31 protein-coding genes are annotated in these 25,285 nt (G+C 54.2%); 13 read left to right on the top strand and 18 right to left on the bottom strand.

What is annotated here, in order from left to right; all coding sequences use genetic code 11:
* Positions 1-90 precede the first annotated feature (90 nt).
* On the top strand, positions 91-591 hold the full coding sequence (locus ACOI7D_RS01515; RefSeq protein ID WP_109547493.1) for a YbaK/prolyl-tRNA synthetase associated domain-containing protein: 501 nt from the start codon (positions 91-93) through the stop codon (positions 589-591).
* A 117-nt stretch (positions 592-708) separates the two neighbouring features.
* Positions 709-1,155, top strand: a complete 447-nt coding sequence (locus tag ACOI7D_RS01520) for a DUF441 domain-containing protein (RefSeq protein WP_044522266.1) — start codon at positions 709-711, stop codon at positions 1,153-1,155.
* On the opposite strand, the gene ACOI7D_RS01525 is transcribed toward ACOI7D_RS01520, so the two are convergent.
* Positions 1,139-1,933, bottom strand: coding sequence for an AraC family transcriptional regulator (locus ACOI7D_RS01525; protein ID WP_072199183.1), 795 nt, complete (start codon positions 1,931-1,933; stop codon positions 1,139-1,141). The genes ACOI7D_RS01520 and ACOI7D_RS01525 overlap by 17 nt on opposite strands.
* A gap of 107 nt (positions 1,934-2,040) precedes the next feature.
* On the opposite strand from ACOI7D_RS01525, the gene ACOI7D_RS01530 reads away from it, so the two are divergent.
* Positions 2,041-3,216: a CynX/NimT family MFS transporter gene (locus tag ACOI7D_RS01530; protein ID WP_162543160.1), complete on the top strand. Its 1,176-nt coding sequence runs from the start codon at positions 2,041-2,043 to the stop codon at positions 3,214-3,216.
* Positions 3,217-3,247: 31 nt separating this feature from the next.
* On the opposite strand, the gene ACOI7D_RS01535 is transcribed toward ACOI7D_RS01530, so the two are convergent.
* A complete protein-coding gene (locus ACOI7D_RS01535; protein WP_032452478.1) occupies positions 3,248-3,940 on the bottom strand; it encodes a CTP synthase in 693 nt (230 codons plus the stop codon).
* Between the two features lie 145 nt (positions 3,941-4,085).
* On the opposite strand from ACOI7D_RS01535, the gene ACOI7D_RS01540 reads away from it, so the two are divergent.
* Complete coding sequence (locus ACOI7D_RS01540) at positions 4,086-4,595, top strand: DUF523 domain-containing protein (protein ID WP_023289247.1); 510 nt, start codon at positions 4,086-4,088, stop codon at positions 4,593-4,595.
* Between the two features lie 4 nt (positions 4,596-4,599).
* Positions 4,600-4,938: a DUF488 domain-containing protein gene (locus tag ACOI7D_RS01545; RefSeq protein ID WP_072096655.1), complete on the top strand. Its 339-nt coding sequence runs from the start codon at positions 4,600-4,602 to the stop codon at positions 4,936-4,938.
* Here the strand turns inward: ACOI7D_RS01545 and ACOI7D_RS01550 are convergent.
* The 3 genes from ACOI7D_RS01550 to ACOI7D_RS01560 form a co-directional block, all read right to left on the bottom strand.
* Complete coding sequence (locus ACOI7D_RS01550; protein WP_109547496.1) at positions 4,928-5,167, bottom strand: DUF333 domain-containing protein; 240 nt, start codon at positions 5,165-5,167, stop codon at positions 4,928-4,930. The genes ACOI7D_RS01545 and ACOI7D_RS01550 overlap by 11 nt on opposite strands.
* A gap of 265 nt (positions 5,168-5,432) precedes the next feature.
* A complete protein-coding gene (locus tag ACOI7D_RS01555; RefSeq protein ID WP_004213128.1) occupies positions 5,433-5,684 on the bottom strand; it encodes an ogr/Delta-like zinc finger family protein in 252 nt (83 codons plus the stop codon).
* 43 nt (positions 5,685-5,727) lie between these two features.
* A complete protein-coding gene (locus ACOI7D_RS01560) occupies positions 5,728-6,867 on the bottom strand; it encodes a phage late control D family protein (protein ID WP_031593553.1) in 1,140 nt (379 codons plus the stop codon).
* Between the two features lie 154 nt (positions 6,868-7,021).
* Between ACOI7D_RS01560 and ACOI7D_RS01565 the strand changes: the two genes are divergently transcribed.
* The 8 genes from ACOI7D_RS01565 (at position 7,022) to ACOI7D_RS01600 (ending at position 15,644) form a co-directional block, all read left to right on the top strand.
* On the top strand, positions 7,022-8,194 hold the full coding sequence (locus ACOI7D_RS01565) for a phage tail sheath family protein (protein ID WP_109547497.1): 1,173 nt from the start codon (positions 7,022-7,024) through the stop codon (positions 8,192-8,194).
* On the top strand, positions 8,194-8,709 hold the full coding sequence (locus ACOI7D_RS01570; protein ID WP_004216461.1) for a phage major tail tube protein: 516 nt from the start codon (positions 8,194-8,196) through the stop codon (positions 8,707-8,709). Before ACOI7D_RS01565 ends, ACOI7D_RS01570 begins: the two co-directional genes overlap by 1 nt.
* A gap of 45 nt (positions 8,710-8,754) precedes the next feature.
* Positions 8,755-9,072, top strand: coding sequence for a hypothetical protein (locus ACOI7D_RS01575; protein WP_004131585.1), 318 nt, complete (start codon positions 8,755-8,757; stop codon positions 9,070-9,072).
* The gene (locus ACOI7D_RS01580; protein WP_075604421.1) at positions 9,072-9,230 is read left to right on the top strand and encodes a GpE family phage tail protein; all 159 of its coding nucleotides are present in this window, start codon (positions 9,072-9,074) and stop codon (positions 9,228-9,230) included. Before ACOI7D_RS01575 ends, ACOI7D_RS01580 begins: the two co-directional genes overlap by 1 nt.
* Positions 9,217-12,192 (top strand): phage tail tape measure protein, encoded by a 2,976-nt coding sequence (locus tag ACOI7D_RS01585; RefSeq protein ID WP_109547498.1) that lies wholly within the window; start codon positions 9,217-9,219, stop codon positions 12,190-12,192. Before ACOI7D_RS01580 ends, ACOI7D_RS01585 begins: the two co-directional genes overlap by 14 nt.
* Before the next feature lie 14 nt (positions 12,193-12,206).
* Complete coding sequence (locus ACOI7D_RS01590; protein ID WP_009486474.1) at positions 12,207-12,665, top strand: phage tail protein; 459 nt, start codon at positions 12,207-12,209, stop codon at positions 12,663-12,665.
* Between the two features lie 358 nt (positions 12,666-13,023).
* Positions 13,024-15,009 (top strand): DEAD/DEAH box helicase, encoded by a 1,986-nt coding sequence (locus ACOI7D_RS01595; RefSeq protein ID WP_075648441.1) that lies wholly within the window; start codon positions 13,024-13,026, stop codon positions 15,007-15,009.
* Positions 15,006-15,644, top strand: a complete 639-nt coding sequence (locus ACOI7D_RS01600) for a hypothetical protein (RefSeq protein ID WP_009486476.1) — start codon at positions 15,006-15,008, stop codon at positions 15,642-15,644. Before ACOI7D_RS01595 ends, ACOI7D_RS01600 begins: the two co-directional genes overlap by 4 nt.
* 233 nt (positions 15,645-15,877) lie before the next feature.
* Here ACOI7D_RS01600 and ACOI7D_RS01605 read toward each other — a convergent pair whose 3' ends face one another.
* The 13 genes from ACOI7D_RS01605 to ACOI7D_RS01665 form a co-directional block, all read right to left on the bottom strand.
* Positions 15,878-16,975, bottom strand: a complete 1,098-nt coding sequence (locus tag ACOI7D_RS01605) for a phage tail protein (RefSeq protein ID WP_009486477.1) — start codon at positions 16,973-16,975, stop codon at positions 15,878-15,880.
* Positions 16,975-17,187: a hypothetical protein gene (locus ACOI7D_RS01610; RefSeq protein ID WP_009486478.1), complete on the bottom strand. Its 213-nt coding sequence runs from the start codon at positions 17,185-17,187 to the stop codon at positions 16,975-16,977. The genes ACOI7D_RS01605 and ACOI7D_RS01610 overlap by 1 nt, the downstream gene beginning before the upstream one ends.
* Positions 17,184-20,210 (bottom strand): phage tail protein I, encoded by a 3,027-nt coding sequence (locus ACOI7D_RS01615; protein ID WP_109547499.1) that lies wholly within the window; start codon positions 20,208-20,210, stop codon positions 17,184-17,186. Before ACOI7D_RS01615 ends, ACOI7D_RS01610 begins: the two co-directional genes overlap by 4 nt.
* Complete coding sequence (locus ACOI7D_RS01620) at positions 20,200-21,123, bottom strand: baseplate assembly protein (RefSeq protein WP_087850813.1); 924 nt, start codon at positions 21,121-21,123, stop codon at positions 20,200-20,202. Before ACOI7D_RS01620 ends, ACOI7D_RS01615 begins: the two co-directional genes overlap by 11 nt.
* 1 nt (position 21,124) lies before the next feature.
* Positions 21,125-21,475: a GPW/gp25 family protein gene (locus ACOI7D_RS01625; protein ID WP_004131573.1), complete on the bottom strand. Its 351-nt coding sequence runs from the start codon at positions 21,473-21,475 to the stop codon at positions 21,125-21,127.
* Positions 21,472-22,059 carry a phage baseplate assembly protein V gene (locus tag ACOI7D_RS01630; RefSeq protein ID WP_075648447.1) on the bottom strand — a complete coding sequence of 196 codons (588 nt, stop codon included), beginning with the start codon at positions 22,057-22,059 and terminating at the stop codon, positions 21,472-21,474. The genes ACOI7D_RS01625 and ACOI7D_RS01630 overlap by 4 nt, the downstream gene beginning before the upstream one ends.
* Complete coding sequence (locus tag ACOI7D_RS01635) at positions 22,056-22,691, bottom strand: phage virion morphogenesis protein (protein ID WP_075648449.1); 636 nt, start codon at positions 22,689-22,691, stop codon at positions 22,056-22,058. Before ACOI7D_RS01635 ends, ACOI7D_RS01630 begins: the two co-directional genes overlap by 4 nt.
* Positions 22,688-23,155: a phage tail protein gene (locus ACOI7D_RS01640; RefSeq protein WP_075648451.1), complete on the bottom strand. Its 468-nt coding sequence runs from the start codon at positions 23,153-23,155 to the stop codon at positions 22,688-22,690. The genes ACOI7D_RS01635 and ACOI7D_RS01640 overlap by 4 nt, the downstream gene beginning before the upstream one ends.
* Positions 23,156-23,491, bottom strand: a complete 336-nt coding sequence (lysC, locus tag ACOI7D_RS01645; protein ID WP_164973202.1) for a peptidase — start codon at positions 23,489-23,491, stop codon at positions 23,156-23,158.
* A gap of 186 nt (positions 23,492-23,677) precedes the next feature.
* Positions 23,678-24,223: a lysozyme gene (locus tag ACOI7D_RS01650; RefSeq protein WP_109547500.1), complete on the bottom strand. Its 546-nt coding sequence runs from the start codon at positions 24,221-24,223 to the stop codon at positions 23,678-23,680.
* On the bottom strand, positions 24,220-24,504 hold the full coding sequence (locus tag ACOI7D_RS01655) for a hypothetical protein (RefSeq protein WP_064175404.1): 285 nt from the start codon (positions 24,502-24,504) through the stop codon (positions 24,220-24,222). Before ACOI7D_RS01655 ends, ACOI7D_RS01650 begins: the two co-directional genes overlap by 4 nt.
* Complete coding sequence (locus ACOI7D_RS01660; RefSeq protein ID WP_004131559.1) at positions 24,495-24,695, bottom strand: tail protein X; 201 nt, start codon at positions 24,693-24,695, stop codon at positions 24,495-24,497. The genes ACOI7D_RS01655 and ACOI7D_RS01660 overlap by 10 nt, the downstream gene beginning before the upstream one ends.
* The gene (locus ACOI7D_RS01665; protein ID WP_109547501.1) at positions 24,695-25,210 is read right to left on the bottom strand and encodes a head completion/stabilization protein; all 516 of its coding nucleotides are present in this window, start codon (positions 25,208-25,210) and stop codon (positions 24,695-24,697) included. The genes ACOI7D_RS01660 and ACOI7D_RS01665 overlap by 1 nt, the downstream gene beginning before the upstream one ends.
* Positions 25,211-25,285: the final 75 nt, after the last annotated feature.

Below are 25,285 nucleotides of genomic sequence, written 5' to 3' on the forward strand. Positions count from 1 at the left end.
TAATGAGCGAATGATGAATTTCCCGGCCCACCGTTGGCAGGCTGGCGCAACAGCGCTAAGCTGGCTGCTTTATGCTGTCAGGAGGACGCTATGCTTGAAGCAGTAGAAGGTAATATCCACCAGCGACTGTGCGCGCTGCTCGACGAACACCAGGCGCGCTACCGGGTGATGGCGCACGACGCGGTCGGCCAGTGCGAAGCTGTCTCGGCGATCCGCGGCACCGCGCTTGGCCAGGGCGCGAAAGCGTTAGTCTGTAAAGTAAAAGGAAACGGCGTCAACCAGCATGTGCTGGCGATCCTCGCCGCCGATCAGCAGGCCGATCTGGCCAGCCTGGCCCGGCATATCGGCGGCAGCAAAGCCTCGCTGGCCAGCCCGGCGGAAGTGGAGGCGCTCACCTCCTGCGTGTTCGGCGCCATTCCCCCCTTCAGCTTCCATCCGGCGCTGCGCCTGGTGGCCGACCCGCTGCTGTTTGAGCGCTTTCCACAAATCGCCTTTAACGCCGGGCGCCTGGACCGGTCGATCATTCTCGATACCGAAGACTATTTACATATCGCCCGACCGGAGATCGCGACCTTTCGCCGTCTTAGCTAACCGGGCATCGGCCCTGATTTCCGCCGCATGGCGCAAAAATCCTGTTTATTCACGCCATGATGCGTAGAGTAAGCGTGATATTTTTTGGCATTCTTTTTTTGGCAAGGACCTCTGTACATGTTTGATACCACCCTGTTGATCCTGCTGGGTCTGGCGGCGCTCGGCTTTATCAGCCATAACACCACCGTAGCGATCTCCATCCTCGTGCTGATTATCGTGCGCGTCACGCCGCTGAACGCCTTCTTTCCCTGGATTGAGAAACAGGGACTGACCGTCGGGATCATCATTCTGACTATCGGCGTGATGGCGCCCATCGCCAGCGGCACGCTGCCGCCGTCGACCCTGATCCACTCCTTTATGAACTGGAAATCACTGCTGGCGATCGCGGTCGGGGTGTTTGTTTCGTGGCTCGGCGGGCGCGGCGTCTCGCTGATGGGCTCCCAGCCGCAGCTGGTGGCCGGACTGCTGGTCGGTACGGTGCTCGGCGTCGCCCTGTTTCGCGGCGTCCCGGTCGGGCCGCTGATTGCCGCCGGGATCATCTCGTTGTTTATTGGGAAGTCGTAGCCAGGCTGCCGTGATAGCGGCCCGGCGTCTGTCCGAGCCCTTTCTTAAACATGGTGATGAAGGCGGTGGTGGAGTCGTAGCCCAGCGCCTGGGCCGTCTGCTGCACCGTCTGCCCGCGGATCAGCTGCTGCAGCGCAAGGATCAGCTGCAGCTGATGGCGCCAGCGGCGAAAGCTCAGCCCCGTTTCACGCACTACCAGCCGCGCCAGATTGCGCTCGCTCATCGCGAACTCCGCCGCCCACTGGCTCAGGGTCTGCCAGCGCGCCGGATCCTCGGCCATCATCGTCACCATCTGACGAATTTTCGGGTGGTTCGATACCGGCAGCTGCAGGTGCTCCTGCGGCTGCCGGGGCAGCTCATCAAACAGCACCTGCACCAGCCGGGCCGTGGCGGGGGCGGCCAGCGACTCGCCGCCGCGTTCCGCCAGGGTGAGGATCAGCTCCCGCACCAGCGGGGAAATCTTTAACGTACAGCAGCGGTCCGGCATCGGCGCGGCGCCCGGCTCAATGAACAGGAAGCACACCTGGGCGCCGGGGGTGGCGCGGTTACTGTGGGAAAGCTGCCCCGGGACCCACACCGCATACTGCGGCGGCACCATCCACATCGCGTTCTCCACCTCGCAGGTCAAGGCGCCGTGCAGGGCGAGGATCAGCTGCCCCTTACGGTGGGAATGCGCCGGAATATACTGCTCCGCCTCCACCACCCGAATACGAAAGGCAATGGCCGATTCGTGGCCATTGTCCGGTTCATAACCATCCAGACCCAGTCCGATCATCATGTTGTCCGATATTAGCGATAATCTGTCATTTTAGCTTGATTTAAACAGGGGACAAAGTCGCTATCGTAACCCCCCTCGTTAGTTACCTTGAGAATGATATGTCTTCTGTGATCTCCTCCACCGGCCGCCGCCCCGCGCTGCTGATTGCCGGTATCCTGCTCATCGCCACCACCCTGCGCGTGGTCTTTACCGGCGCGGCGCCGCTGCTGGACGCGATTCGTAGCGACTATGGCCTGACCACCGCGCAGACCGGGCTGCTCACCACCCTGCCGCTGCTGGCCTTTGGCCTTGTCTCGCCGCTGGCGGCTGGGGTTGCCCGCCGGTTCGGCATGGAGCGCAGCCTGCTGCTGGCGATGCTGCTGATCTGCGCCGGCATTGCCCTGCGCTCCCTGCCCTCCGCTGCATGGCTGTTTATCGGCACGGCGGTGATCGGCTGCGGCATTGCGCTGGGTAACGTGCTGCTGCCCGGGCTGATTAAACGGGATTTCTCGCAGCATGTCGCCCGGATGACCGGCGCCTATTCCCTGACGATGGGCGGCGCGGCGGCGCTTGGCTCGGCGCTGGTGGTCCCCGTGGCGATGGCCGGATTCGGCTGGCGCGGGGCGCTGCTGCTGCTGATGATCTTCCCGCTGCTGGCGCTCGTCAGCTGGCTGCCGCAGTCCCGGCGTCAAGCGGAGGCGCCGCTGACCGGCTCAGGCGCCATGCATAACCGGGGGATCTGGCGGTCGGCGCTGGCCTGGCAGGTGACGCTGTTCCTCGGCATCAACTCGCTGGTCTATTACGTGATTATCGGCTGGCTGCCGTCGATTCTGCAGAGTATGGGCTATAGCGAAGCGCAGGCCGGCTCGCTGCATGGCCTGCTGCAGCTGGCGACCGCCGCCCCCGGCCTGGCGATACCGCTGATCCTGCATCGGCTGCGCGACCAGCGCGGGATCGCGGTGCTGGTCGCCCTGATGTGCGCCATCAGCGCCGCCGGGCTGTGGCTGCTGCCAGGGCTGGCCATCGGCTGGACGCTGCTGTTCGGCTTTGGCTCCGGGGCCACGATGATCCTCGGCCTGACGTTTATCGGCCTGCGCGCCAGCTCGGCGCACCAGGCCGCGGCGCTGTCGGGGATGGCGCAGAGCGTCGGCTATCTGCTGGCCGCCTGCGGACCGCCGCTGATGGGCAGGATCCACGATACCAATGGCGACTGGCATATTCCGCTGCTGGCGGTGGCGCTGATTTCGCTGGTGATGGCGGTCTGCGGCGCCCTCGCCGGGCGCGACCGGGAGATTCATCCCTGAAGATGACCGGCAGCGCCCGCTGCCGGTAGGGTTATTGTGCCGCGGCGCGCAGCAACGCCTGCACCAGCGGCGCAGGACGCCCGTCCAGCGCGTGGCGTTCATGTTGAAACAAGGTGGCGACAAAAAACGGGTGCGTCACCAGCTCGACGGCGCGGATCTCGCCCTCTTCATCCCAGCCGGTGACGCGCAGATCGCCCTGCTCCAGCTCCGCGGCAAACGCGCTATCCACCCCGTAGCGGCAGTGGTAGCCCTCTTCAATGCTCTCCCGACCATAGGCGCGGGCAATCAGCGTATTCGCCCGCAGCTCGACGACGGCAGAAGTCTCCACCAGCGAGCAGCTGAGGGGAGCGATCACCATCCGCCCTTCGCTGTCGGTTTCCGCATGACCCGCGTCCTGCCAGCCGAGCACGTTACGGGCGTATTCAATCACCGCATGCTGAAAGCCGCCGCAGGTGCCGAGGAAAGGAATGCTGTTTTCACGGGCATAGCGGATAGCGGCAAACGCGCCTTCCGGGTGACGATACGGGCTGCCGGGAACGACCCAGACGGCATCATACTCCGCCAGCGCGTCGCCGGAGGCGATCGACGGGGTGGCGAGCCAGTCATATTTCACCGGCTGCTCCAGCACGGCGGCAGCATCGTCTATCGCCAGGGGAATGGCCTGATGGGCAACAATATCGGGGTGATAATCGCCGACGAGGGCGAGGCGTAAAGGGGTTTTCATAGCAGGTTCCTTATGTCTGGACGAGACGAGCAGCACAAGGCACGTCAGGATAGCGATCCCCTCCGCAGAACACAATCCTTATTTTCACCCCACCGCCGTGGCCGGTGGGTGAGGTATACTGGAGCAAGCGCAAAAGGGAGAGAGGATGAAAAGTAAGCTTTTGGTCAGCGCCTGCCTGATGGGATTCCAGGTGCGATATAACGGTAGCGAGAAAGCGCAGCTGGCGGCGACCCTGTCCCGCTGGCAGCAGGCGGATCGTCTGGTGATCCACTGCCCGGAGCTGGCGGCCGGTCTGCCGACGCCCCGCCTGCCGGCGGAGATCCTCGGCGGCGCCGGCGGCGATGTGCTTGCCGGACGGGCGCGGATCGTGGAAAGCGACGGCCGCGACGTCACGGGACATTATCAACTGGCCGCCTGGCTGGCGCTCAGCGCCGCCCGGGAAGCAGGATGTCAGGCGGCATTACTCACCGACGGCAGCCCCACCTGCGGCAGTCAGTTTATCTATGACGGTTCCTTTCGCGGGCGGCGCAAAGCGGGCGCCGGCGTGGCCGCCGACCTGCTGCGCGCTCACGGCATCACGGTATTTTCCGACGGGCAGATCCCGCAGTTGCTCGCCTGGATGGCACAGAGGGAGCAGGATGATGATTCAATGTAAACGGGTGTACGATCCACAGGAAAGCAGCGACGGCTATCGGGTGCTGGTCGACCGTCTCTGGCCGCGGGGGATTAAAAAAGAGGCGCTGGCCTGTGATGAGTGGTGTAAAGAGTTAACGCCGTCCGCTGAGCTGCGGAAAGCCTTTCACGGCGAGGCGATCGATTTCGACCACTTCAGCCAGCGCTATCGTCAGGAGCTTGACGCCCATCGCGAAACGGGCCTGCGGCTGGCGGCGCTGGCGCAGCGCCAGCCGCTGACGCTGCTGTACGCCGCGAAGAACACCGAGCAGAATCATGCCCGGGTGCTGGCCGCCTGGCTGGCGGCCCTGCCGGTTACGATTTAGCCGGATGGTCCCGGCGCCATAGCGCCCACTCATCGAGGGTTTCGCCGCTGGGCAGCTTGCACTGGGTGCTGACGCCCTGCGGCGTTTGCACCGGCATCCGGGTGCCGCCGGATTGCTGGCAGTAGACCGACGCGGGATTGGCCATGCCGATGGTTTTCGTCGGCGCGGTGGGCTGCGGCTGGGCGCAGCCGGCCAGCGCCAGGGGCAAAATAGCCAGTAACTTTTTCATCTTTTCTCCCTTTCTTCAATTCCCGGGAATTTTAGCCTGAATCTCCACGTTTTCTCCATCTTGCCTGCACTTTTCCCCCGTAGATTAACCCTTGTTCTCGAACTGACCAGAGAACAGATCATTCCATAATCAATGAGTTTTTCCCCGTCGCCCCCGACGGGGCTTTTTTTTGGGATTTAATAAATTGAAATAAAAGGATTTATTTCAAAAATGTCCACATATCGACCACATTGACAAGAATAGCCCCCTTTCCAGGGGGCTATTTTTATACTGCAAGACTAAGTTGACTGTTCCCGTAATGAGAAGCCGGGAAAGCGTCGCCGGGGATGAATCCTGGCGGCAATGGATCTGCGCTGGTTGAGCGCTTCGTTACTCTGCGCTCTACGGTGTTAAGTGTCGTGAATGACTCACTGCATTCAAGATTCTGGCATTGATGATATTGCCGGATGGTGAACTCGCTTAACCGGCGGCTGGTGCGGGTACGGGCGTTTGCGCCGCAGTAGGGACAAACAAACATGATGATCTCCCATAGGGAGTTGAACTCACGCCTATTATGGCCGCTACTGTTCAGTTTCTGCAATCCAGTCGCTTATTTTCGCCTCAAGCTCCATTTTCGTGGTAAATCCATTATCACCGATCACATGTTCCGCTCTGGCAATGATCCAATCCTGATTATCGATTTCAGGCTTAAAGCCCGACACGTTCAGATGCATACCCGGATATAAATCGGCGCGGCCGCGCGCCAGGGTTATCGAAAACTGTGCCGCGCCTTTCTGGAGCTGTATCCATTTTGCCGCAGCTGCGCGCCTGGCCGCCGTTTCGTTCTGATAGGTTTTACGCAAAACATACACGTTACCTTCAGCACCCTCCATGTAATCCCCCTCCGGCCGGCTGCTTTTCTCCTCAGCCTTTTTTCTGGCAGTATTTGTTTTGCGCTTAGTGACCTTGACCGGTTTTTTCTTGCCGAAATTAAGATCCAGCCAGTACGCCCGCACACCAGTGTAAGCATCACGATCGGCAATGCGGAACCTGTGACGATCTCCGCTGGCACGGGTTATCTCAGCCGATGGCAGCGCCCTACCGGATGCACTGACGCCGCCCCCAGGCAGGATAAACAGCAGACAGCCATTTTTCACGGTGGCAATGGCCCCCAACATCTCCGCCATGCGCGTTAAAAACGACATGTCGCTCTCTTCGGTCTGATCCGCATGGTCGATCTCAATGTCGATCAGGGCCTCGCTAATCATCGGCTTCAGGTCATAACGCCGGGCTATGGCCGATACCACCCGCTCTACCGTCACATCATGCCAGGACACCTCCCGCCTGACGTTCATCTCTTCGCGAAAATCAGCGCTGTGCGCGGTGATGTCGATTACATCCGGCGGCCCGCTATGCCCCACCTCGTCAACGGTGTAGAGACCTTTGTAGATCAACGCCTCACCCAGCCAGCCGATGGACACCGCCAGCTCCGCACCGCGTGGGGGTAAATCCGTTACTCCGTCAGAGTCATCTACTGACAGAGTTAGCTGATCAGCATCAAAACCGTTGTTATCTGTAACAGATAGCGAGGTGATGCGGTCGGCCAGTTCAGTCAGGGCGACCCCACCCAACGTGATACTAAAATCCGGTGTCTTTACGACCTCACTTAATTTTTCTAAATACCCTTCGGCTGCTGTTGTTAGCGTGTCTGCTATCGACATAACTCCCCCGTTTTTTGCTGATGATTCCATGCCCGCGCGCGGGGCTGAATCCCTTTTTGTTGTCAGCGAACGGGCAGACCGGCAACCAGGCGACGCCAGCAGACTTAACGTTGAATATGGCCCTGAACTCTAAGAGCAACATGATGGTGAACTTATGTCTGAAACTCGTTTTCACGGCGTCCGCTCTCGCGAAAATACCGACCTACAGCAGGCAATCAATGACATTGATTCCAGCGTGATCGGTATCGTCGCGGTTGCTGATGACGCCGATCCGGAAACCTTCCCGCTCAATACGCCGGTTCTGCTGACTCGGGTGCGTAACGTCCTCGGCAAGGCAGGTAAAACCGGGTCACTTTACAAAGCTCTCAAAGCCATTTCCGATCAGTGCAGCCCGAGTGTTGTGATTGTCCGGGTGGAAGAGGCTTCCGATAACGGCGCCAGTCAATCTCAGGCCGTTATTGGCGGAACAGATGGCGACAGCTACACGGGAATGTATGCCCTGCTGACGGCGGAGGCCAAAACCGGCTATCGCCCGCGCATCCTGGCGGTGCCGGACTACGACACCGAGGAGGTAACGTCACAGCTTTGCGTGATTGCCCAGAATCTTCGGGCTTTTGTTTATGCCGGTTGTAACGGCTGCGCGACCATGGCGGAGGCTATTGCTTATCGCAAAACCTTCGCTTACCGCGAGCTGATGCTGATCTGGCCGGACTTCATCGCTTACAACCCCCTGACGGATGATAACGAAACGTTTCCTGCCCCGGCATACGCCTGCGGCCTGCGCGCCGCTATTGATAACAGCCAGGGCTGGCACAAATCGCTGTCGAATGTTGTGGTGAATAACGTTCTGGGTATTTCGAAAGATGTGTTCTGGGCATTGCAGGCAGAAGACAGCGACGCTAACGAGCTGAACAACAACGAAATCACGACGCTTATCAAGCGTGACGGTTTCCGCTTCTGGGGTAACCGCACCACGGACACCGAAACCTACAATTTTGAGGTGTTTACCCGTACCGCGCAGATCCTGGCGGACAGTATTGCGGAGGCGCAATTTACCTCTGTTGACAGCCCGCTCACTCCGGCCAACGTGAAAGATGTGGTAAGCGGCATCCGCTCTGCTCTCAGCAAAAAAGTCACTGCCGGCCAGCTTATCGGCGCTGACTGCTGGTATGACACGCTGGATAACGGCACCACGGATTTGCGCCAGGGAAAACTGATTGTGCGCTATAGCTACAGCCCGGTCCCACCGCTTGAAGATCTGACGCTATACCAGACCTTTACTGATGATTTTTACGAACCGGCGTTCGCGTCGCTCGGGGGTGAATAATGGCTATTCCTCACAAACTGCGGCTTTTTAGCTGCTTTGTTAACGGCGACAACTATCTGGGAAAAGTGACCTCTTTCACTCGCCCCAAACTGTCACGAAAGGTAGAGGACTATCAGGGCGGTGGCATGCTGGGTGCGGTCGGTGTTGATCTCGGCCTTGAGGCTGGCGCGCTGGATTCCACCATTGTTTTTGGCGGCGTCATTAAGGCTCTGTTTCTCGAATACGGAGCAGAAATTGACGGCACGCGGCTGCGCTTTGCGGGTGAATATTTCACTGATGGCGAAAGCCAGCTTGTCGAGGTGGAGCTGCGCGGGCGATTTACTGAACTCGACGGTGGAGATTCAAAACAGGGAGAAGACACCGAGGAAAGCTACACCTTTAAATCCACCTACTACAAATTCTCCATAGATGATCAGCCCATTATCGAAATCGATCTGCTGAATTTCATCTACAAAAAGAACGGTCAGAACATGTTCCCGGACCGCATCACCTCTGCCCTTGGCATGGGCAATTGATAACCTTTAAGAGGGTGGCAACGATGCCGCCCGGAGATTTTAAACATGGCTAAAAAAACTAAAAACCTGTTCACGCTGATGCAGCCGGTAGTTCGTAAAGACAGTGAGATCGGTCAGGTGGAAATCACTGGCGCCATCAGTCAGGCCGGATCGTTGCGCGGCCTGAATCTTATCCGCGTTGCCAATATGGATGCAGACTCAATTGCCACGCTGTTGACGCGAGTCACCGCGCCTGCGCTGACACAAAAAGAAATCAACGAAATGCACACCCTGGACTTTATCGGGCTGGCAGAGCTTCTGGTCCCTTTCTTGAATCCGCCGGAGCCTGGAGCGTCGAACGTGGCGGAGACGGAGAGCGAGTAATCACCGTTGCGTTTGACCAGATAGACGATCTGGTTGCTGATATTGCCGTTATTTTTAACTGGCCGCCCTCTGAAGTTTTCGGCATGGATCTTGGCGAGGTGATAGCCTGGCGCAAGCGGGCGGCGCTTCGAAGTGGTGCCAGTGATGAAGAGCCTTGATATCCGCGTTGCTTTCAGCGCGATCGACAGATTTACCCGCCCCGTTAATGCTGCCCGCCAGAGTGCGGGCGGCCTATCCGACTCCCTCAGAAAAACACAATCCACCCTGAAAGGACTCGATAAGAGCAGTGCCACTTTTCAGCGAATGACCGCGGCCGTCGGCAAAACCGACCGTTCCATCTCACGTGCCCGTGCCCGCTTTGATGGCTTGTCAGAAGCGCAACGTAAAAACGGAACTCTGACGGAAAAGCAGCAAATACTGATGTCCCGATTGGGTGAGCGGCTTGATCGGTTGACCGCAAAACGCGTGACGGAAGTGGCCCGCCTCCGTGAGAGTGCATCAGCCCTGCGCCAGCATGGCGTCATGCTTTCCGGTAGTAGCGCCACCATCGGTAACGCGATACGCCGCACAGAACAATACAACCAATCCCTTGAACGGGAAAAACGGCAACTTGCTGCGGTCACTCAAGCTCGTAAACGTTACGAAGGTGCGCAGCAGATGGCCGGGAAGTTGCGCTCTGGCGGTGCCATAGCATTAGGTACAGCAACCGCTGCCGGGTATGGCGCCGGACGCTTCCTGTCGCCTGCGGTTGGTTTTGATGAGGAAATGTCAAACGTCCAGGCGCTGACGCGGCTCGATAAAAGCGATTCGCAGCTGGCCGCCTTGCGCGCTCAGGCAAAAAAACTCGGCGCGGAAACCGCCTTCACCACACGTGACGCCGCCAGCGGCCAGGCCTTTCTGGCAATGGCGGGCTTCACGCCAGATGCTATCCGTGCCGCACTGCCCGGCGTGCTCAATATGGCACTAGCGGGCAGTATGGAATTGGGTGAAACGGCAGACATCGGCTCAAATATTCTTTCACAGTTCGCCCTCGACGCCGGAGAAATGGACCGCGTCAGCGATGTGCTGACAGGTACATTTACCCGTACCAACACCACGCTTAGCAGCCTCGGCGAGACAATGAAAGTTGTCGGGCCGGTAGCGGCGGGACTTGGGATTAGCCTGGAAGAAGCCGCAGCCATGACTGGCACGCTGGCGCGCGTGGGTATTCGCGGTAGCGAGGCCGGTACGGCAATGCGTCGCTCCCTCTCCCGCCTGGCCTCCCCCACTACGGCAGCCAAAAAGGCGCTCAAAGAGCTGGGAGTGGAAACTGCCGACGCGAGCGGAAAGATGAGACGTCCGTTCGATATTCTTCTCGATCTACAAAAACGCGTTTCCCGCTTTGGCGAGGTGGATCAGGTTTCATTTTTCAAAGATATCGCCGGAGAAGAGGGTTTTACGAGCCTCCAGTCTTTGGTCAACGGCGCAGGTGATGGCTACCTCCAGTCACTCTATGAACAAATTGCAGAAGCACATAAAAATCAGGAGGCCTTCGCCGTCGCTAACAAGAAGAAAGACAACCTGGGCGGCGATTTGAAGGAGCTGGACAGCGCGTGGGAGGCGTTCCGCATTTCTGTGGCTGAGACAGTAGACGGCCCATTACGCAGGCTGACACAGGGGCTTAGCCGGGTTATTGGCACTATTCAAAGCTGGATAGAAGAAAACCCCAGACTTTCACGAACGTTGTTACTCGCCGGTGGTACTGCACTGGCATTAACCGCAGTAATTGGCGGTATGTCATTAGCTGCTGGTCTACTTTTAGGGCCGCTAGCGAAGCTCAGACTGGGGTTTGCGCTTCTGTCCGGCGGGAGAGGAATCGGAGGTACGGTATCAGCGTTCCGCATGTTGAGTGCTGCGGGCGGTAGCTCACTGGTAAAAATTAACGGATGGGGTGCTTTACTCAGCGGCCTGGTCGGACGCCTCGGCGTATTAACCAGATTGATGGTACCCCTGCGCGGTGCGTTACTTGGCGCCTTTACCTCTCCGGTGACTGCTATTGGCGCCCTGTCAAAAAGCATTGGCGGGCTGGCACTGCGGCTAACCGGGATCCCTGCTCTCTTCGGCATTGTGAAAGGCGGAATTGCGGCGCTGAGTGGCGGCTTATCAATGCTATTGAGCCCAATCGGCTTAGTGGGTGCTGCGTTTGTAGCGGCTGGGGTACTGATCTGGAAATACTGGGGACCAATTAAGGCCTTCTTTAGCGGTTTTTTTACAGGCGTCATCCAGGGGTTAGCGCCTGTTTATAACGCATTTTCCAGGCTGGCGCCCGTTTTCGGTGCCATTGGGGATGGCGTTAAAAACGTCTGGAACTGGTTTAAAAAAGTATTAACGCCCGTTGAGGAGAGTCGCGAGGCGCTAAACAAATGCGCCAGCGCCGGGCAGACTTTTGGCGAAGTCCTGGGGACTGCACTTAGCGTTCTGCTTTGGCCGCTTCAGAAGTTAATGGAAGGCGTCGGCTGGTTACTGGAGAAGCTCGATCTCATCCCCGATGGCATTGAAAGAGCCAGGTTGGAAGCGGCCAGACTCAGGGCTATTCCGGTTATGTGGGAATGGGATGAAAAATCCGGGCGCATGGTTAAAAGGGAGTGGCAATGGTCATCTGAAAAGCCTGCAAGCAAAGGCAGCGCCCCGCCGCCCAATGTGCTCGGGGGCAACTCTGGAACAGAGCGGCGGCTGGGCCAAATCGCGGATAACACCAAAGGCCTTTTAGATGAGGAAAAGCGCAAACGTATCGGGCCGGGTGACATTGTATTTAAAAATCTCCCTCCAGCCTTTGCTGTGCGTGGTGAATGGCAGGAATCTCGGCTTATTCGGCAACCTGTTAGTGCTCGTCCGGTTATTGCTGCCGGAGAGCCATTGATTAAGCAGGCACCCGCCTGGCAGGCAGTCCGCCGAAATGAAATCAAGCGCCCGGCAGCTTCGGTGCCGGCAGATGGTTTTTCTGGTGAGATTCACGTCCATTTGCATGGCATCAAGAGCGACAATCCGCGCGAGCTGGCTCGACTTGTCGGGGAGGCTGTCCGTACAGAGATGGATAAACAACAACGTGCTGCCCGGGGTTCGTTCCGGGATAGCGATTGACTGGAGGTAAAACTATGATGATGGTATTTGGGCTTTTTGTATTTGAACTCAGGACACTGCCCTATCAGCAATTACAGTTATCTCGTAACTGGCGGCACGTAAAGAATGACCGTGTGGGCCGGAGCGCAAAATGGCAATACATTGGTGCAGGCGAGAACCAGCTGACGCTTGGCGGGTTGCTGTACCCTGAAATCACTGGCGGTAACCTGTCGTTGGGTGCAGTCTCAACAATGGCCTACACAGGGCTGGCCTGGCCGCTGATTGATGGTGTCGGGTCTATCTACGGGATGTTTGTCATTACAGGATTGCAGGAGACGCATCAGGAGTTTGACCGCTATGGTAAGGCGAAAAAAATTGAGTTCACGCTTTCGTTGCAGAGGGTTGATGAGGATATCCGGGAGCGGCTGCAAAGTTCCTCTGTCAGCGAGCTGATGGCAACCATAAAGGATGGGGTTGAAACTGCGTTGAATTAAGCCCAGGTGAAGCTTGATGGCCAAACTTCTTAAGCAGCAGCAAGAACATTTATGCATGCCTTAGATAAGATTCGGCCTAATACATCCATAGCAAAGAGGTATAACACTAAGCCAAACATAATCTTACAACAGTTCCATACCCAAGCGGGGTGAAAAACTAAAAAAGTTGGAGAAATGCAACTAATGTTAAAAATAGTTAGTCTGGAAAGTCCTTTCGAGAGGAATCAAACTCAAGGACTCAGTAGGTAGCATTGAATCTAATGTTTTTTTTTCACTATACGTAAGGTATAATTTTACAACACAGCATACCTATAATCCTATCAATGATGCGTATATAAATCACTCAAAAGGAAATTTTATGTCCAGCTACTGCTTTTACTCTCAAGATGCATTAGCACTCGCTCAAAGTTCTGGGATCGATGTGCTTATCAATGATTATGCAGAGCAGCACAAAAAACAAACATACATTCTTTGCAGACCATTATCTAATGAGGATGTAATATATGATTACGATAAGGCAATAGCTGTATTTTCATCTGGAATAAAACCTTTTTTCATAGATATTGGCAACAATTTAGAATTATTTGAAGAATATCAGGAAGATTTTCTAGAGGATGTTTCATTCTTAGCTGAGAAATTCAAATATAGAGAAAAAATTGGTAGGAAAAAATCATGGCAAAGCCTATTCGTTTCACTTCCCATAGATGATCTTGACTTCAGTAAATTAGAAGTTGAAACTAAAGAAAGTCGAGTGATTGACCTAATAATTTCACTTATCGTTGGAAGTATTAATGATACCTCTAGAATAAATCTGGAAGCGAGTAACCTGTTAGATACAATTAAGTCTAAAATTATCTTATTTGACACCGATCAAACAAGATTTGTTTTCCAAAGTGGATTTGGGAAAAAAAGTGTAATTCAGGGATTAGCTGGTTCTGGTAAAACAGAGTTATTATTACATAAGTTGAAAGAAATCTATTCTAAAAATCCGGATTCTAAAATTGCCTTTACATGTTTCAATAAAATCCTCGCATCTACAATGAGAACAAGGATTCCTGAATTTTTCGATTTTATGCGAGTTGAAAAACAGATTGAATGGGGCACAAAACTTTTTTGCTTCAACTCTTGGGGTTTGACTAAAGATCCTCTCTCTGGAATGTATAGATACATTTGCCATTTTTATGAAATCCCATTTGGTGGTTTTGGAAACGGAGACTTTGACTTCCTTTGCAAGAAAGCCATTGCAGATATAAATAATAGCGGACGATCAGATAAAAAGGCTCTTGATTATATCTTTATCGATGAAAGTCAAGATTTCCCGCAAAGTTTCATTGATCTCTGTGAAATGGTAACATCTAAAAAGCTGTACGTTGCCGGAGATGTTTTTCAAAATATTTTCATGCCTATAAATGATAATGTAAATCGGGCCGATATCGTTCTTAAAAAATGTTATCGCACAGATCCAAAAAATTTAATGTTTTCACATGCTTTGGGAATGGGTCTTTATGAAGAGCCTGTTCTACGATGGTTAAAAGAGGCTGAGTGGGATTCTTGTGGCTATAAATACAACAAAATAGGCAATAGAGTTGAATTGTCAAGAGATCCGCTAAGGCGCTTTGAAGATATTCCAAAAGATTATAAAAGCACAACTCTACATTTAATGGAGAGGACCGATAATGGACCAGATAAAATAATTGAAATAATAAAAGATATTAAACACCGCAATCCTACCTTAGCAGAAGGCGATATAGCTGTTATATTCCTTGATTCCAGTGGATATATATATGATTACATTCAATCTCTAAAATTTAAAATTAAGCAACAACTTGGCTGGGATTCTAATATCTCACATGAAACAAAAGCCAAACAAGATGGTAAATTGTTCATTTCGAACATTAATAACGCTAAAGGTCTAGAGTTCCCTTTTGTAGTTTGTTTTGCCATGAAACTGGTTAAAAGATCAAACTTCCGAAATGCACTCTATACTATGATGGCACGGTCATTTCTCGAAAGCCATCTAGTTTTAAATGATGATAAAGAAAATCCATCGATGCCAACTATTCTTGAAGGCTTACATTTCCTAAATAACAATAATTACATGAATGTAAGACTACCCTCTGAAGAAGAAATAAGAAATCAAAAAGATTTCATTGTGTTGGATGAGTCTATTTCTATACCTAAACTAGTAAAAGCCTATTGCTCAGACAAGAGAGCATCACCTTTATTAATTGCCAAAATAATTGACAAGGTTGAAAGAATGATTTCAGAAGATGATGATGACGTTGATGGAGAATACATTAAGAGCCTGATTGGACTAGAATATGAAAGGAATAGAAAAAAATGAGCCAATATCTATTCAATAACATACCCGGCGAATATTTTGATAAATTTCGCCCTGTTAGAGATGTGTTTTCTAATTTAGAAAACCTCCTTGTGATTGCGGAAATCGTGAACACTTGCCATAGTTCATGGAATAAAAAAACAAATGATTTTGATTTACTAATAACAACTGGCACTCACAAAAGAATACTTATAAGAAAACCAGATGGTTTTTTTACAATGAACCTTCCCTTTCAGGTAATAGAGTTTGAAGAAAACATCAGCTTTAATTATGACGCCTATGGATTAGCAGTTAATGCCGAGTTCATTTCTAGATGCAGGAATGTTATTACAACTTGCGATAATGGATTCTTTTCTCACGAGGCAATAGCTGTTGATTTATGTGATAACTTTGATGGAGACATGCAACAAGCTATACATTACTCTGATGCAATTTCAGCCTTACTATTATTAGACCATGGATATTTTAGGTTTGATGATGATCCAATAAGGGTTAATGGTAAAATACATCCAAGATATCATTTCGATTTCTTCTGTAATAATTCAACAAATGTGAAGATTGGTTCTAATACTCGTATAGAAGATTCGTTTTTTTTGAACTTATTTGATGTTAATAAAGATCGACCTTATCTTGCTTAAATCATAGGCGCTCAATTGAGCGCCTATCTTATTTTATAATATTGATTATTAAAAAATCACTCGATAACCGCAAGCATAATATTAGCTGAATTCTATTATTATACTAATTAAAAAACATAGAATGTCACTTTCTATTGTGTGCTATATGTGAAAACTTTCAGGTTAAGTTTGTAAGGATACATGTCTGATACTAGCAGATATCGGCAAACACGGTCATTACTGACCGTGTTTTGTTATGCTGAGCGTATCCACATGCAGAGGCTAACATATTCGTTAGTCACATCAATCGACTCATTTGTGGATTCCGTTAAGCCCTTCATATCAGTGTAAGTCCCATCAGTGAGGGCTAGCGGACCGCTTTTCTGGTTATCTGTGCCGTGTGTCGTGTTTGGATCCCATGTAGCCCCCGGAGATCGGTCGCCAGACCGGTGCCAGTGCGGCGGGAGATTATTGGCTTCAATTTTGACCTTATTACTGCCGCCGGTCACACCATAATGAGAGCCAATCCTAACAACCCTATTCGCAAAGGTTTCGCTTAAGTCAGTCCATGTCTGCCAGGGGAACCGCTCCGCTGGACTTTGCTCGCCAGAGACAACAATTCCGACATAAAAAATGGCGTCAACAATTGCCTTATAGGCCGCTCCGTCGCTGTTGAGTCCCAGCGCCTTAAGGGCTTCGGATGTATCGCTCAGATCGGAAAGATTATTTTCTTTCTGAAGTGCACCGGTGATCCGCGAGTCATCCCCCGCAGCTACCGTTCCCGTCTCGGTGCCCACGTCCCGCGTGGCTGAGTTTCCCAGCTCCAGATTTTCCCGGGCCTCTTCTGTATCGTTTAAATCAGCAAGATTTTGTGCTCGCCGCAGATAACGTTTATCGCCCGTTTCCAGCGTGATAGTGGCAAGTGTCGGATCGATAACGAGCTGCACATTTGAGCTGTGCGTCAGCGTCAACACCAGCGTCAGAATGATCTCTTTGATAATGGAATCCGATTGCGCCGGGAGGTATGTCGCCGGGTATGTGCCGTAAGCGATGAGCGTACCCTTAGCGCTGACCAGCCCCGCTTCTCTGAGCGTTTTACCCGGATAATCCTGACAGTTGATAACGATCTGCCCGCTGATAAACCCCTCATAGCTTGAATCAGAGTCAAAGGTTTCACGGCCAAACTGTCCAAAAAGCGCCGTCACCGCCGCCAGCTCATCGGGATCGGTCGGCAATGTCACGCCGCCACCATCGCCGATCAGCACGGAGGTAATATCCACCACCTCCCCCGCCTGATACGCGGCCTCGATTTCGGCGGCGCCCGCCGTAGTTAGTGTCAGTCCCGTGGCCATTATACCTCCTCACTTTTTGTTTCTGGCTCAATGCCGTACACGCTGGCAAGTTGATCATAAAAATCATCACTCACGGTCTTGCGGTCAGCATCGATATCGCCTTCATCAAGATAAATCACACCAGCGATCTGAAGCCGGTTCAGGTGTTCCAGGAAAAACGCATCGGTCTGACAAAAGTCGATCAGGCTTTTTAATTGATTGAATGTTTTCATAGTTTGTTCGTTATCCAGTTGCCGGGTAAATCGTCGTAATCGTCCAGGCCCGCACAGGCATAAAACGCGTAATAGTGCGCGGTGACGTTCGGCACTTTGCCCATAAATACCAGGCCTTTGCCGGCGAGTAATGCGCAGCTCCTGAATATTGCCGTTGTGGTGACAATCTCCGGGTAACTCGCAAGATTAAATATCGTGTTAACGTCGCTGTGTAATGACGCGCAGCCGTCAAACAGATAACCCACCGTCGTTACCGCCGTGGTGTTGAGTAATCCCGCCCCGACGACTTCCAGCGCACTGCATTCCGAAAAGACATTCGTGAATACCGTGGCACTTATGCTGGCGGCAAAAAGACCGGCTGGCACTGAGCGCAGGTTTTTACAGCCCCTGAAAGTCTGGCCGTAAGAGGTCACCAGCGGGTTGCCGCTGAACAGGTTTTCCGGTATTTCCTCCACGCCGGTATTCTGGAACGTGGCGCCAAACGAGGTAATAAGCGAGCAGGACGCGAACAGCGTCGGCGGAATATTTACCAGTGAGGTGCAACCGTAAAACGTCGATCCGGCGCCGGACAGAAGAATGTTGTTTTTCAGCAAATCGCCGGGCAATAACGCCAGTGAGGTGCAGCCCGAGAATGTCAGCGTTAACGAAGTGAGATTGATGCAACCATCAAGCAGGCCGGATGGTAGCGAGATGAGTGCAGTACAATCCCGGAAAGTCGATCCCATGCCTTTCAAGGACACCATGTCGCTGAATAGCTCTTTTGGCAGTTCAACCAGCGCGGAGCACTTGTCGAATAAGAAATCGACGGCTGTCACTTTGGCGCAACCGGCAAACATATCTCCCGCGAGAGAAACCAGAGAGCGGCAACCTGAAAACGTATAGCCCAGGCTGGTTAACGCGCTACATCCCCGAAAAGCGCCGTCCCCCACAGAAACCAGCGAAGTACAGTTTACAAAAGCGTATGTGAATGTCGTGACCAGCGCTTTAACAGCAAAAGCATCTGCATCAATTTTCGTGAGCGATCCACAGTTAGCAAAAGCGTATGAGAAAGTGGTGACTTTCGTGCAGTCAGTAAAAGACGGGAGCGCCGTCAGGCTGCTGCACCCATAAAACGTACTGGCAAAGGTCGTCACCTCTACGCAGCCGCTGAAAATATCTTTCGCTACAGTTTCAAGAGAGCGGCAGCTGTAAAATGCAGAAGCGAATGTCTGCGCCTGGCTGCACCCGGCAAATAAACCCGCGCCGACCGTTTTCAGCGAACTGCAACCAGAAAAGACCGTGCCGAAATAGGTCACTTTCGACAGACCAGCAAACAGACCGGCAGGAACAGAAAGAAGCTGCGAACAGCCAGTGAATGCACCGCCAAAATGATTCGCTTCAGAACATGTTTTAAACAGGTTGGCGGGAATTGCCGTCAGTGCCGTGCAATTCTGGAATACGCCGGTGAATGCGCCGCCCGGAACATCCGCAAACATATCAGCAGGCAAGACAAGAAGATTTTTACACGCCCTGAAGCTATAAGAGAATGTCCCTGCTGAACCGCATCCTGTAAATATTCCCGTGCCGATATTTGCAAGCATTGAGCAACCATCAAACGCGTAACTGAAATTCACCGCAGATACACAGCTGTGGAACAGATTATTGCCGATACTGATCAGGCCGGTGCAGCCTGCAAATACCGATGAGAAGTCGATCGCATCGGGCTGGTTTGCAAATAGCCCCGATGGAACCTCTGTAAGCGATGTACACCCTCTGAATGCGTCTGAAAAATCCTCTATCTTCATGCGAGAAAACAACGATGCCGGAATACCTGTAAGCGACGAGCAGTTGGTAAAAATATTTTTGCAGTTATTCACGTTTGGCAAATCGTCAAATGCTCCGGGACGAATAGCCATTAATCCGGTGGTATCCAAAGCGAACCCTGAAAGATGACCTCTTTCCCCTGTAACACTAATCAATTCCACAACAGGGTTCAGTTTCGAAGAATAATTAGATAAACGGCTGCGCAGACAGGCAGTTTCCGTGTTCTTAACCGTGATGGTGTATTCCTTTCCCTGTACTAATTCACGTGTAGGAATAACCCAACCTGAAGCTTCACTGGCGGGATCGAAACGGTAATCCCGGCTGTCAATGCCGTCGCCATAGTCAACCGTGAAACCCTCGTCCATATGAGCAAAGAATATTGGCCTGGTTGCACTGTCGATGCGGGTAATGAACTTCATTACCGCGACCACTTTTATGCTTATCACCGCACTGACGCCATTAGTCGTCGTAACGGTGACCGAACAGGTACCTCGCTTCATGCCCGTAACCAGAATATCGCCGTTTACTATCCGGACGGTCGCGATTGTTTGATCCGATGTAGTTACCGTAAAGGTTTTATCTTCCGCGTATTCGGGGAGAATTGTCACCGTGACCGTTTCCGCGTCACCGGGGGCCAGATTCAGCTCGTAGCGGGATAAAACCACCTGCAACGGGACAAAGCGCGGCGTGATTTTCTCCGTGGCGTACATGTAACCGGCCGCATACGAGGTTCCCTGAAGTCGGCCAAATACATGAACGGAAAACCAGCTGCGCAGATTCCTGGCGCGCAGCACCGCCAGTTTTAGATCCTGCTGGTCGTATTCCGTCACCGGCAAATCGTTCTGATACACGTTCAGGCGAAAGGTATACGGATCCCCTTTCGGGTTCTGATTGAACCATTCAACAATATCCGTCCCGAAAGGACTGTCCACCAGGGCATGACGGACGGCGGCGACCGTACCACGATGGCGGTGGATGTAGTGGGCGCGCTTGATCGCATCGCGTTTCTTTTGTTCTGACCAGTTAATATTCCAGGTATCAACCTGATATTCCCACGCCAGCCACGGCAGCAGCGCCAGCGGGCAACTGTCCGGATCTTTAACCCAACGGATCAGATATACAGGCAACCTTTCCAGCGCTGCGGCGCTGGCTCTGTCGATGGCCCGCTCCACGGCGGTGGCGTTGGGGGGCAGAATGCTGGCGGGATAATTAGCGGTCATGGTCCATCACCACAAGATTGATTTTAACGGAGGTGCAATGCGGGGCTTCGCCCATCGTCGCAACGACGTCGGCGACGGGTGAATGCAAATCGACGGTGACAACGCCGTCCTGATGCAGCGCCCCGTCTATGCCTGACCGTGCAGCGGTGGCGTTGATAAGATGCACAGAGGCAGTGTATTCGTTCAGTGCTGCGGTGGCTTTTTCCAGCACCGTGGCGGTGTCCACGCCATAAGGGACGTAAATATCAGCAACCACCTGATAACTCACAATCACAGCGGAGCGGACATAATCAGCCACATAATCCGTAATCGGACGCACGTCTTCAGGGTTTACCGCTGACAGGACTTTATCAAGCAGCGCCTGCGGGGCAGTCCCATCTCCGGTACGTGACAGCACGTAGAGAAAAACTCGTCCTTCCTGGTTATGGGTTTCAGGGCCATAGGCGCGCACATCGAGCACATCCGCATCCGCACCTCGCGCAAAATAGTGATAGGCATTTCTGGCGCCCGCCGTGCTCAGGCGAGCCCATGAGAGCAGCGTGCGGCCGCGCAGCTCTTCGTCGCTTTCATATACTGCGTCCGTCTCGTCGGTGGCTTCGGTAATCAGCAGGCGTTCAGTGTCAAAATTCCCGGCGACCTGATCGAGATCCGCCCCCAGGGCGCTCGAAAGCAGCACCGCGCGCACGGCTTCATTGATACGTTGCAGCAGATGGATCTCGCGATAGGTGAAGGCTTGGGCCAGTGCCGCCATCGGTTCAGATTCCAGCAGCAGCGCAGCAGACACAGAAGCCTGAAGTTCCACAGGCATGGCCGCCACGATAAGCGCCCGGATATCAGCCAGCACCGTTTCAAAATCGGGCACCTCGACGATATCAGGCTGTGGGATCTGAGATAAATCGACGGACGTTTGCACACTAGCTCCTTAGCCTGATGGTGTTACTGGTTTCTGTCATGGTTTCCGTGATAGTGCCGGTCAGTTCAGCAGTCACCGCGCCTGTTTCTGAAAACACCACATTGACGGTGGTCAGACTGATCCGCGGCTCCCACTGCGCCAGCGCAATAGCGGTGGCGCCCATCAGTTGCATGCGGGTGACGGTGTTCTGTGGCGCATCGAGTAAATCAGGTACCACACTGCCAAAGTCCCGGCGCATCACACGGGAGCCTGTTGGCGTGGTGAGGATTTTTGTCACGGACTGCCAGAGCTGATCGTGATCGGTCAGCGCGCCGGTGCCTTCCGGGTTCATCCCGGTATAACTGGCTGTCATTGCGGACCTCCCGTGGTACTCCCGCCAGACTGCACGCCACCGTGTTTATGTTCATGTACGGTGATCCCGTTTGACTGCAACACGCCGCCGGAGTGGATCACATCACCGGCCATCGTGCCACCGTGGGTCAGCTCGAAAGTGCGCGTTTTGAGGTGGTTTGTGCATTCCACCTCCGGCGTGTCCAGCGTGACGCGGGTTTCGGCCTGGATATGCGCGGTATTAATGCCGGTTACGGCCAGCGCTCCGGCATCGGCGGCGGCGTCGTAATGCAGGCGCGCGCCATCCGGTGCGGTGATGCTTATTTCCAGCAGGCTGCTGCCCGTTGGCGGGTTATCTGCGTTGTATGCAGAGCCAATCACAAACGCGTTTTCAGGGTTGCCACCCGGACAACCGATCCAGACCTGCTCCCCTATCGAGGGCGGCAGCCAGATGCTGAATGCCCCTGCGCGGGTGACGTTCCAGCGGATCCAGGTGGTCAGCAACCTGCCGGAGCGAACGCGCACCGCTTTCTTATCGGCGCTGATTTGTTCCACGACGCCCAGACGCAGAATGTTTTCCAGCAGGCGCATCAGCTCAGCATTCATGACGCACCGCCCAGACTGCTGATAACGGCGTTTTCCGTAGCGATCAGGTCTGCCGGAGTCATGCCCAGCAGTTCGCGCGCTGGGTACTGCGCGTAAGCTCCCGGGCCAACCTCGTCTTTGAGGCCGTACTGGTGAATACGGGCAATGCGCGCGGCGATGCCATCAAATCCTACGGTGACGCCGCCCGCGTCCGGTCTGACTTTCATAAAACGCAGGGTGCGCAGGCGGGTAAACATCGGCGCTTTTTTTGTCTCTGTCTGCATCGCTGATTGCGTTTTGATTTCCAGATAGCGCTCGATATCGGCCCGGTAGAAGGTGCGTATACCGCTGCGTTTCTCATCAAAGCCCGTGATTGTCCGGCCATATTTACCGCGCCCGCCCCGCCAGTTTTTCAGCGCCCGGACCTCATTATTCCAGACGAACTTGATCCCCTGCTGGGTGCGGTAAACTTTGCGGCGGCGTACCGCGTAGCCGCTGCCGTCCGGGTTTTTCTGCGACGCGATACGGCGCTGCTGACTGCGGCGCACTGCCAGGCCAATTTTGCGCGCGGTACGGGTGCGCCCCGCCGGGCTGACGCCGTCGAGAATGTCCTGAAAGACCTGATCCAGCTCGCTGAACATCCGATCGCTCACGCTCCGGCCTCCTGAAGCATGCCTTCAAATACCAGCCCCCAACCAGAGGCGTGAGGGACCAGCACGCACGGGCGCGGCTCCGGCAAATGCTCGGCATACGGCACGCCGTTTTCATCCAGTTGCACCAGTACCCGCTGACGCACCGGCAGCTCAAACATCAGATCGGCGGTGTCGTCGTTGTTAATCAGCGTGGTGAATTTAATCTGCTGGTTTTTATCCGGGTTCAGCAGCAGATCGGGCTGATTAAACCAGAGCCAGGCCATCAGCGGCAGCGTGAAGTCGTCAATGCTCCCGGCGTAGTTCATGACGAACAGCACCAGAGAATAGCGATACATGAAAGACGGTGTTTCACCGGTGGTTTCAATGCCACCCTCTTCAACAAACACCGTCCAGGCTTCCGGGTTCGCCCGGCACCAGGTATTTGCTTTCTCTATTGCGGCGCGGAGTGTGTTTATCTTCAGCATTTATGGCTCCTTTCGGGTGTTCTGGCGCAGACTGTCCCACTGGCGGATCGCCGCTTTGTCAGCATTGCAGGCATCAAGCGCATCCATCAGCCTGTCGCTGAATATCGCCACCGCGCCCCAGGTCACTGGCTTATCCAGCGCCGGGCGTGGCGTCTCTTCGGTCAGGCTCTCCGGGACGGGTTCACGGACCAACTGAATGACCGGCGCGGGCGGCGCGTTTTTGCAGGCTACGACTGACAGCGTCAGGCACAGGAGTAACAGCGCACGTGTCACCATTGAACGCGGCCTGCATTGCTTCACGTCGTCGCTCCCCTTCTGCATTACGCTGTTGCTCACGGACTTTCACCTCTGCCAGTAACTTATGGGTTTGTATTGCGGTCGCTTTCACTTCCTGGATAACCTGGTCGTAACCGGTCGCCGTTTCGGTCAGCAACTTGTTGCGGGTCCTGGCCTCGCTCAGCTGGTCGGTCTGCCACCAGACAGCAGCCAGAAGGACAAGCATCACAATCACACTGCCCGCCCTCATGACGGCGTACTCAGGCCCAGCAGGCACCAGGCTTTAAAATCATTGCGCCGGTTAACCAGGCCGGCGGAGCGCTTACCGCCCACATTGACGAAATCAGTCAGCCTGTTGCACATCTGCGGCCATTGTCTGGCCTGGGCATGCTTCCAGATCGTGGTCCTCTGCTTGCGTCCGTTTTTATCGGTGAACCACATCAGCCCGGTGCAGCCCAGATTCAGGGCGGCATCCGTCATGGCCTCAAAGGTGAGCTGGGGCATGTCGGCGCCGTGGAAATTGTTATTGACGCAGTTTTCAGCCCGTTGCAGATCGTTAACCCAGCGCCGCGCTATTTCCTGGTTGCTGTATTCGCGGTTTTCCACGCCGCCCGTGGAGCCGACACCAATGGTCAGAGCGCCCGCCGTGCAGTAATAAGGCGTGCTGCGGCAGTCCTCCCAACCGGCAATTTTCTGCTGCCCTTCTTTCGATGTTCTGACGCTCCCGGGCGCTAGCGAAATACCCAGAGCCACAATCACCGCAATCGAACATTTTTTGATGATGTTCTTCATGTCGGGTTATCCCCGTGCAGTTGCTCCAGCAGCTGCCGCTCGCGGTCCGAAAGGTTGCGGGTTTCCGCCTGGTGGAGAATCTGCTCTATCAAATCGTTACGGCGCTGGCTGGCCTGCTCAATGCGGCGGCGGTGAATCGCCAGCCGGACGGCGGAAACAATCCCCAGAAGAAGTCCAGCCAGCGCCAGCTTTTCGCTGACGGTCATCACGCCCACGCCGGTCACCAGGGCGGATGTTGCAAACGCAAAATATTCGTTAATACGATCCAGAGTCATTCCCATAACTGGACGGTTACCCGTTCCACCTCGCTGGTTATCACGGGCATTTCGATCTCCTGCCCGGCATTCAAAAATATCTGGTTGCTCAGTCCCGGATTGGCTTCGAGCACCTTCTCCGTGACACCTGCGGTTTTGCCGTAATGACGCCAGCAGAGCTGATCAACCGTGTCGTTTTGCAACGCCCTGACTTTCATCAGAAAAGCTCCGAGTAAATACGGGGTTCTTCCCGGATATCTGAAATACTCCAGCGCCCGTCCCGCCAGAGATCGTCTATTTGCCTGTCCAGGGCTTCGGCGTCTTTGTCACCTTTTGGCGTGGTGCCAACATCCCTGTAACCCTCCAGAACACTGGCGCGCGTGAAGGAGTAGACCGCGCGCCGGAAGCGATAGACTTTTGCGCTTTCGCCGTTAATCTGCTCGACAGGTTCACCGGTAGAAGTCAGCAGGACGGAAGCCAGCGATTCCACGCCTTCCGCTTCCCTTTGCTTGCGCCAGTCCTTTAGCTGATCCGCGACATGCAGCGCGGCCTCCGTTGCCATATGCATCAATCGGGAAGTCGTAATGTCACCGGCGATGCGGGCAGCGAGGCGCAAATCGTGGAGTTTTACCGCCGGCCAGAAAGTTCCGATGGCAATCTGTGCGCCGCCGTCGTCCACGTCTGTCACATCACTTTCAGCAGGTCTGACGGGGCGCTGTGCGATAAAACTCATCGTCGTTTCTCCGGTAGGTCAGGCGGTGGGCGTCCGGTAAAAAGACCGCATTACGGGCAGATCGCCGGGCGCGCC

The organism is Klebsiella sp. C360 (genome assembly GCF_048822415.1).
Taxonomy (GTDB): domain Bacteria; phylum Pseudomonadota; class Gammaproteobacteria; order Enterobacterales; family Enterobacteriaceae; genus Klebsiella; species Klebsiella quasipneumoniae.

What these genes read in the sequence shown, in the direction of transcription:
- ACOI7D_RS01525 (WP_072199183.1), bottom strand. Translation starts at nt 1,933, where the DNA reads ATGATGATCGGACTGGGTCTGGATGGTTATGAACCGGACAATGGCCAC.
- ACOI7D_RS01585 (WP_109547498.1), top strand. Translation starts at nt 9,217, where the DNA reads ATGAAGAGCCTTGATATCCGCGTTGCTTTCAGCGCGATCGACAGATTT.
- ACOI7D_RS01630 (WP_075648447.1), bottom strand. Translation starts at nt 22,059, where the DNA reads ATGAATGCTGAGCTGATGCGCCTGCTGGAAAACATTCTGCGTCTGGGC.
- ACOI7D_RS01615 (WP_109547499.1), bottom strand. Translation starts at nt 20,210, where the DNA reads ATGACCGCTAATTATCCCGCCAGCATTCTGCCCCCCAACGCCACCGCC.
- ACOI7D_RS01570 (WP_004216461.1), top strand. Translation starts at nt 8,194, where the DNA reads ATGGCTATTCCTCACAAACTGCGGCTTTTTAGCTGCTTTGTTAACGGC.
- ACOI7D_RS01565 (WP_109547497.1), top strand. Translation starts at nt 7,022, where the DNA reads ATGTCTGAAACTCGTTTTCACGGCGTCCGCTCTCGCGAAAATACCGAC.
- ACOI7D_RS01610 (WP_009486478.1), bottom strand. Translation starts at nt 17,187, where the DNA reads ATGAAAACATTCAATCAATTAAAAAGCCTGATCGACTTTTGTCAGACC.
- ACOI7D_RS01605 (WP_009486477.1), bottom strand. Translation starts at nt 16,975, where the DNA reads ATGGCCACGGGACTGACACTAACTACGGCGGGCGCCGCCGAAATCGAG.
- ACOI7D_RS01625 (WP_004131573.1), bottom strand. Translation starts at nt 21,475, where the DNA reads ATGACAGCCAGTTATACCGGGATGAACCCGGAAGGCACCGGCGCGCTG.
- ACOI7D_RS01590 (WP_009486474.1), top strand. Translation starts at nt 12,207, where the DNA reads ATGATGATGGTATTTGGGCTTTTTGTATTTGAACTCAGGACACTGCCC.
- ACOI7D_RS01640 (WP_075648451.1), bottom strand. Translation starts at nt 23,155, where the DNA reads ATGCTGAAGATAAACACACTCCGCGCCGCAATAGAGAAAGCAAATACC.
- ACOI7D_RS01515 (WP_109547493.1), top strand. Translation starts at nt 91, where the DNA reads ATGCTTGAAGCAGTAGAAGGTAATATCCACCAGCGACTGTGCGCGCTG.
- ACOI7D_RS01540 (WP_023289247.1), top strand. Translation starts at nt 4,086, where the DNA reads ATGAAAAGTAAGCTTTTGGTCAGCGCCTGCCTGATGGGATTCCAGGTG.
- ACOI7D_RS01665 (WP_109547501.1), bottom strand. Translation starts at nt 25,210, where the DNA reads ATGAGTTTTATCGCACAGCGCCCCGTCAGACCTGCTGAAAGTGATGTG.
- ACOI7D_RS01660 (WP_004131559.1), bottom strand. Translation starts at nt 24,695, where the DNA reads ATGAAAGTCAGGGCGTTGCAAAACGACACGGTTGATCAGCTCTGCTGG.
- ACOI7D_RS01555 (WP_004213128.1), bottom strand. Translation starts at nt 5,684, where the DNA reads ATGTTTGTTTGTCCCTACTGCGGCGCAAACGCCCGTACCCGCACCAGC.
- ACOI7D_RS01560 (WP_031593553.1), bottom strand. Translation starts at nt 6,867, where the DNA reads ATGTCGATAGCAGACACGCTAACAACAGCAGCCGAAGGGTATTTAGAA.
- ACOI7D_RS01650 (WP_109547500.1), bottom strand. Translation starts at nt 24,223, where the DNA reads ATGAAGAACATCATCAAAAAATGTTCGATTGCGGTGATTGTGGCTCTG.
- ACOI7D_RS01575 (WP_004131585.1), top strand. Translation starts at nt 8,755, where the DNA reads ATGGCTAAAAAAACTAAAAACCTGTTCACGCTGATGCAGCCGGTAGTT.
- ACOI7D_RS01535 (WP_032452478.1), bottom strand. Translation starts at nt 3,940, where the DNA reads ATGAAAACCCCTTTACGCCTCGCCCTCGTCGGCGATTATCACCCCGAT.
- ACOI7D_RS01600 (WP_009486476.1), top strand. Translation starts at nt 15,006, where the DNA reads ATGAGCCAATATCTATTCAATAACATACCCGGCGAATATTTTGATAAA.
- ACOI7D_RS01655 (WP_064175404.1), bottom strand. Translation starts at nt 24,504, where the DNA reads ATGGGAATGACTCTGGATCGTATTAACGAATATTTTGCGTTTGCAACA.
- ACOI7D_RS01520 (WP_044522266.1), top strand. Translation starts at nt 709, where the DNA reads ATGTTTGATACCACCCTGTTGATCCTGCTGGGTCTGGCGGCGCTCGGC.
- ACOI7D_RS01595 (WP_075648441.1), top strand. Translation starts at nt 13,024, where the DNA reads ATGTCCAGCTACTGCTTTTACTCTCAAGATGCATTAGCACTCGCTCAA.
- ACOI7D_RS01550 (WP_109547496.1), bottom strand. Translation starts at nt 5,167, where the DNA reads ATGAAAAAGTTACTGGCTATTTTGCCCCTGGCGCTGGCCGGCTGCGCC.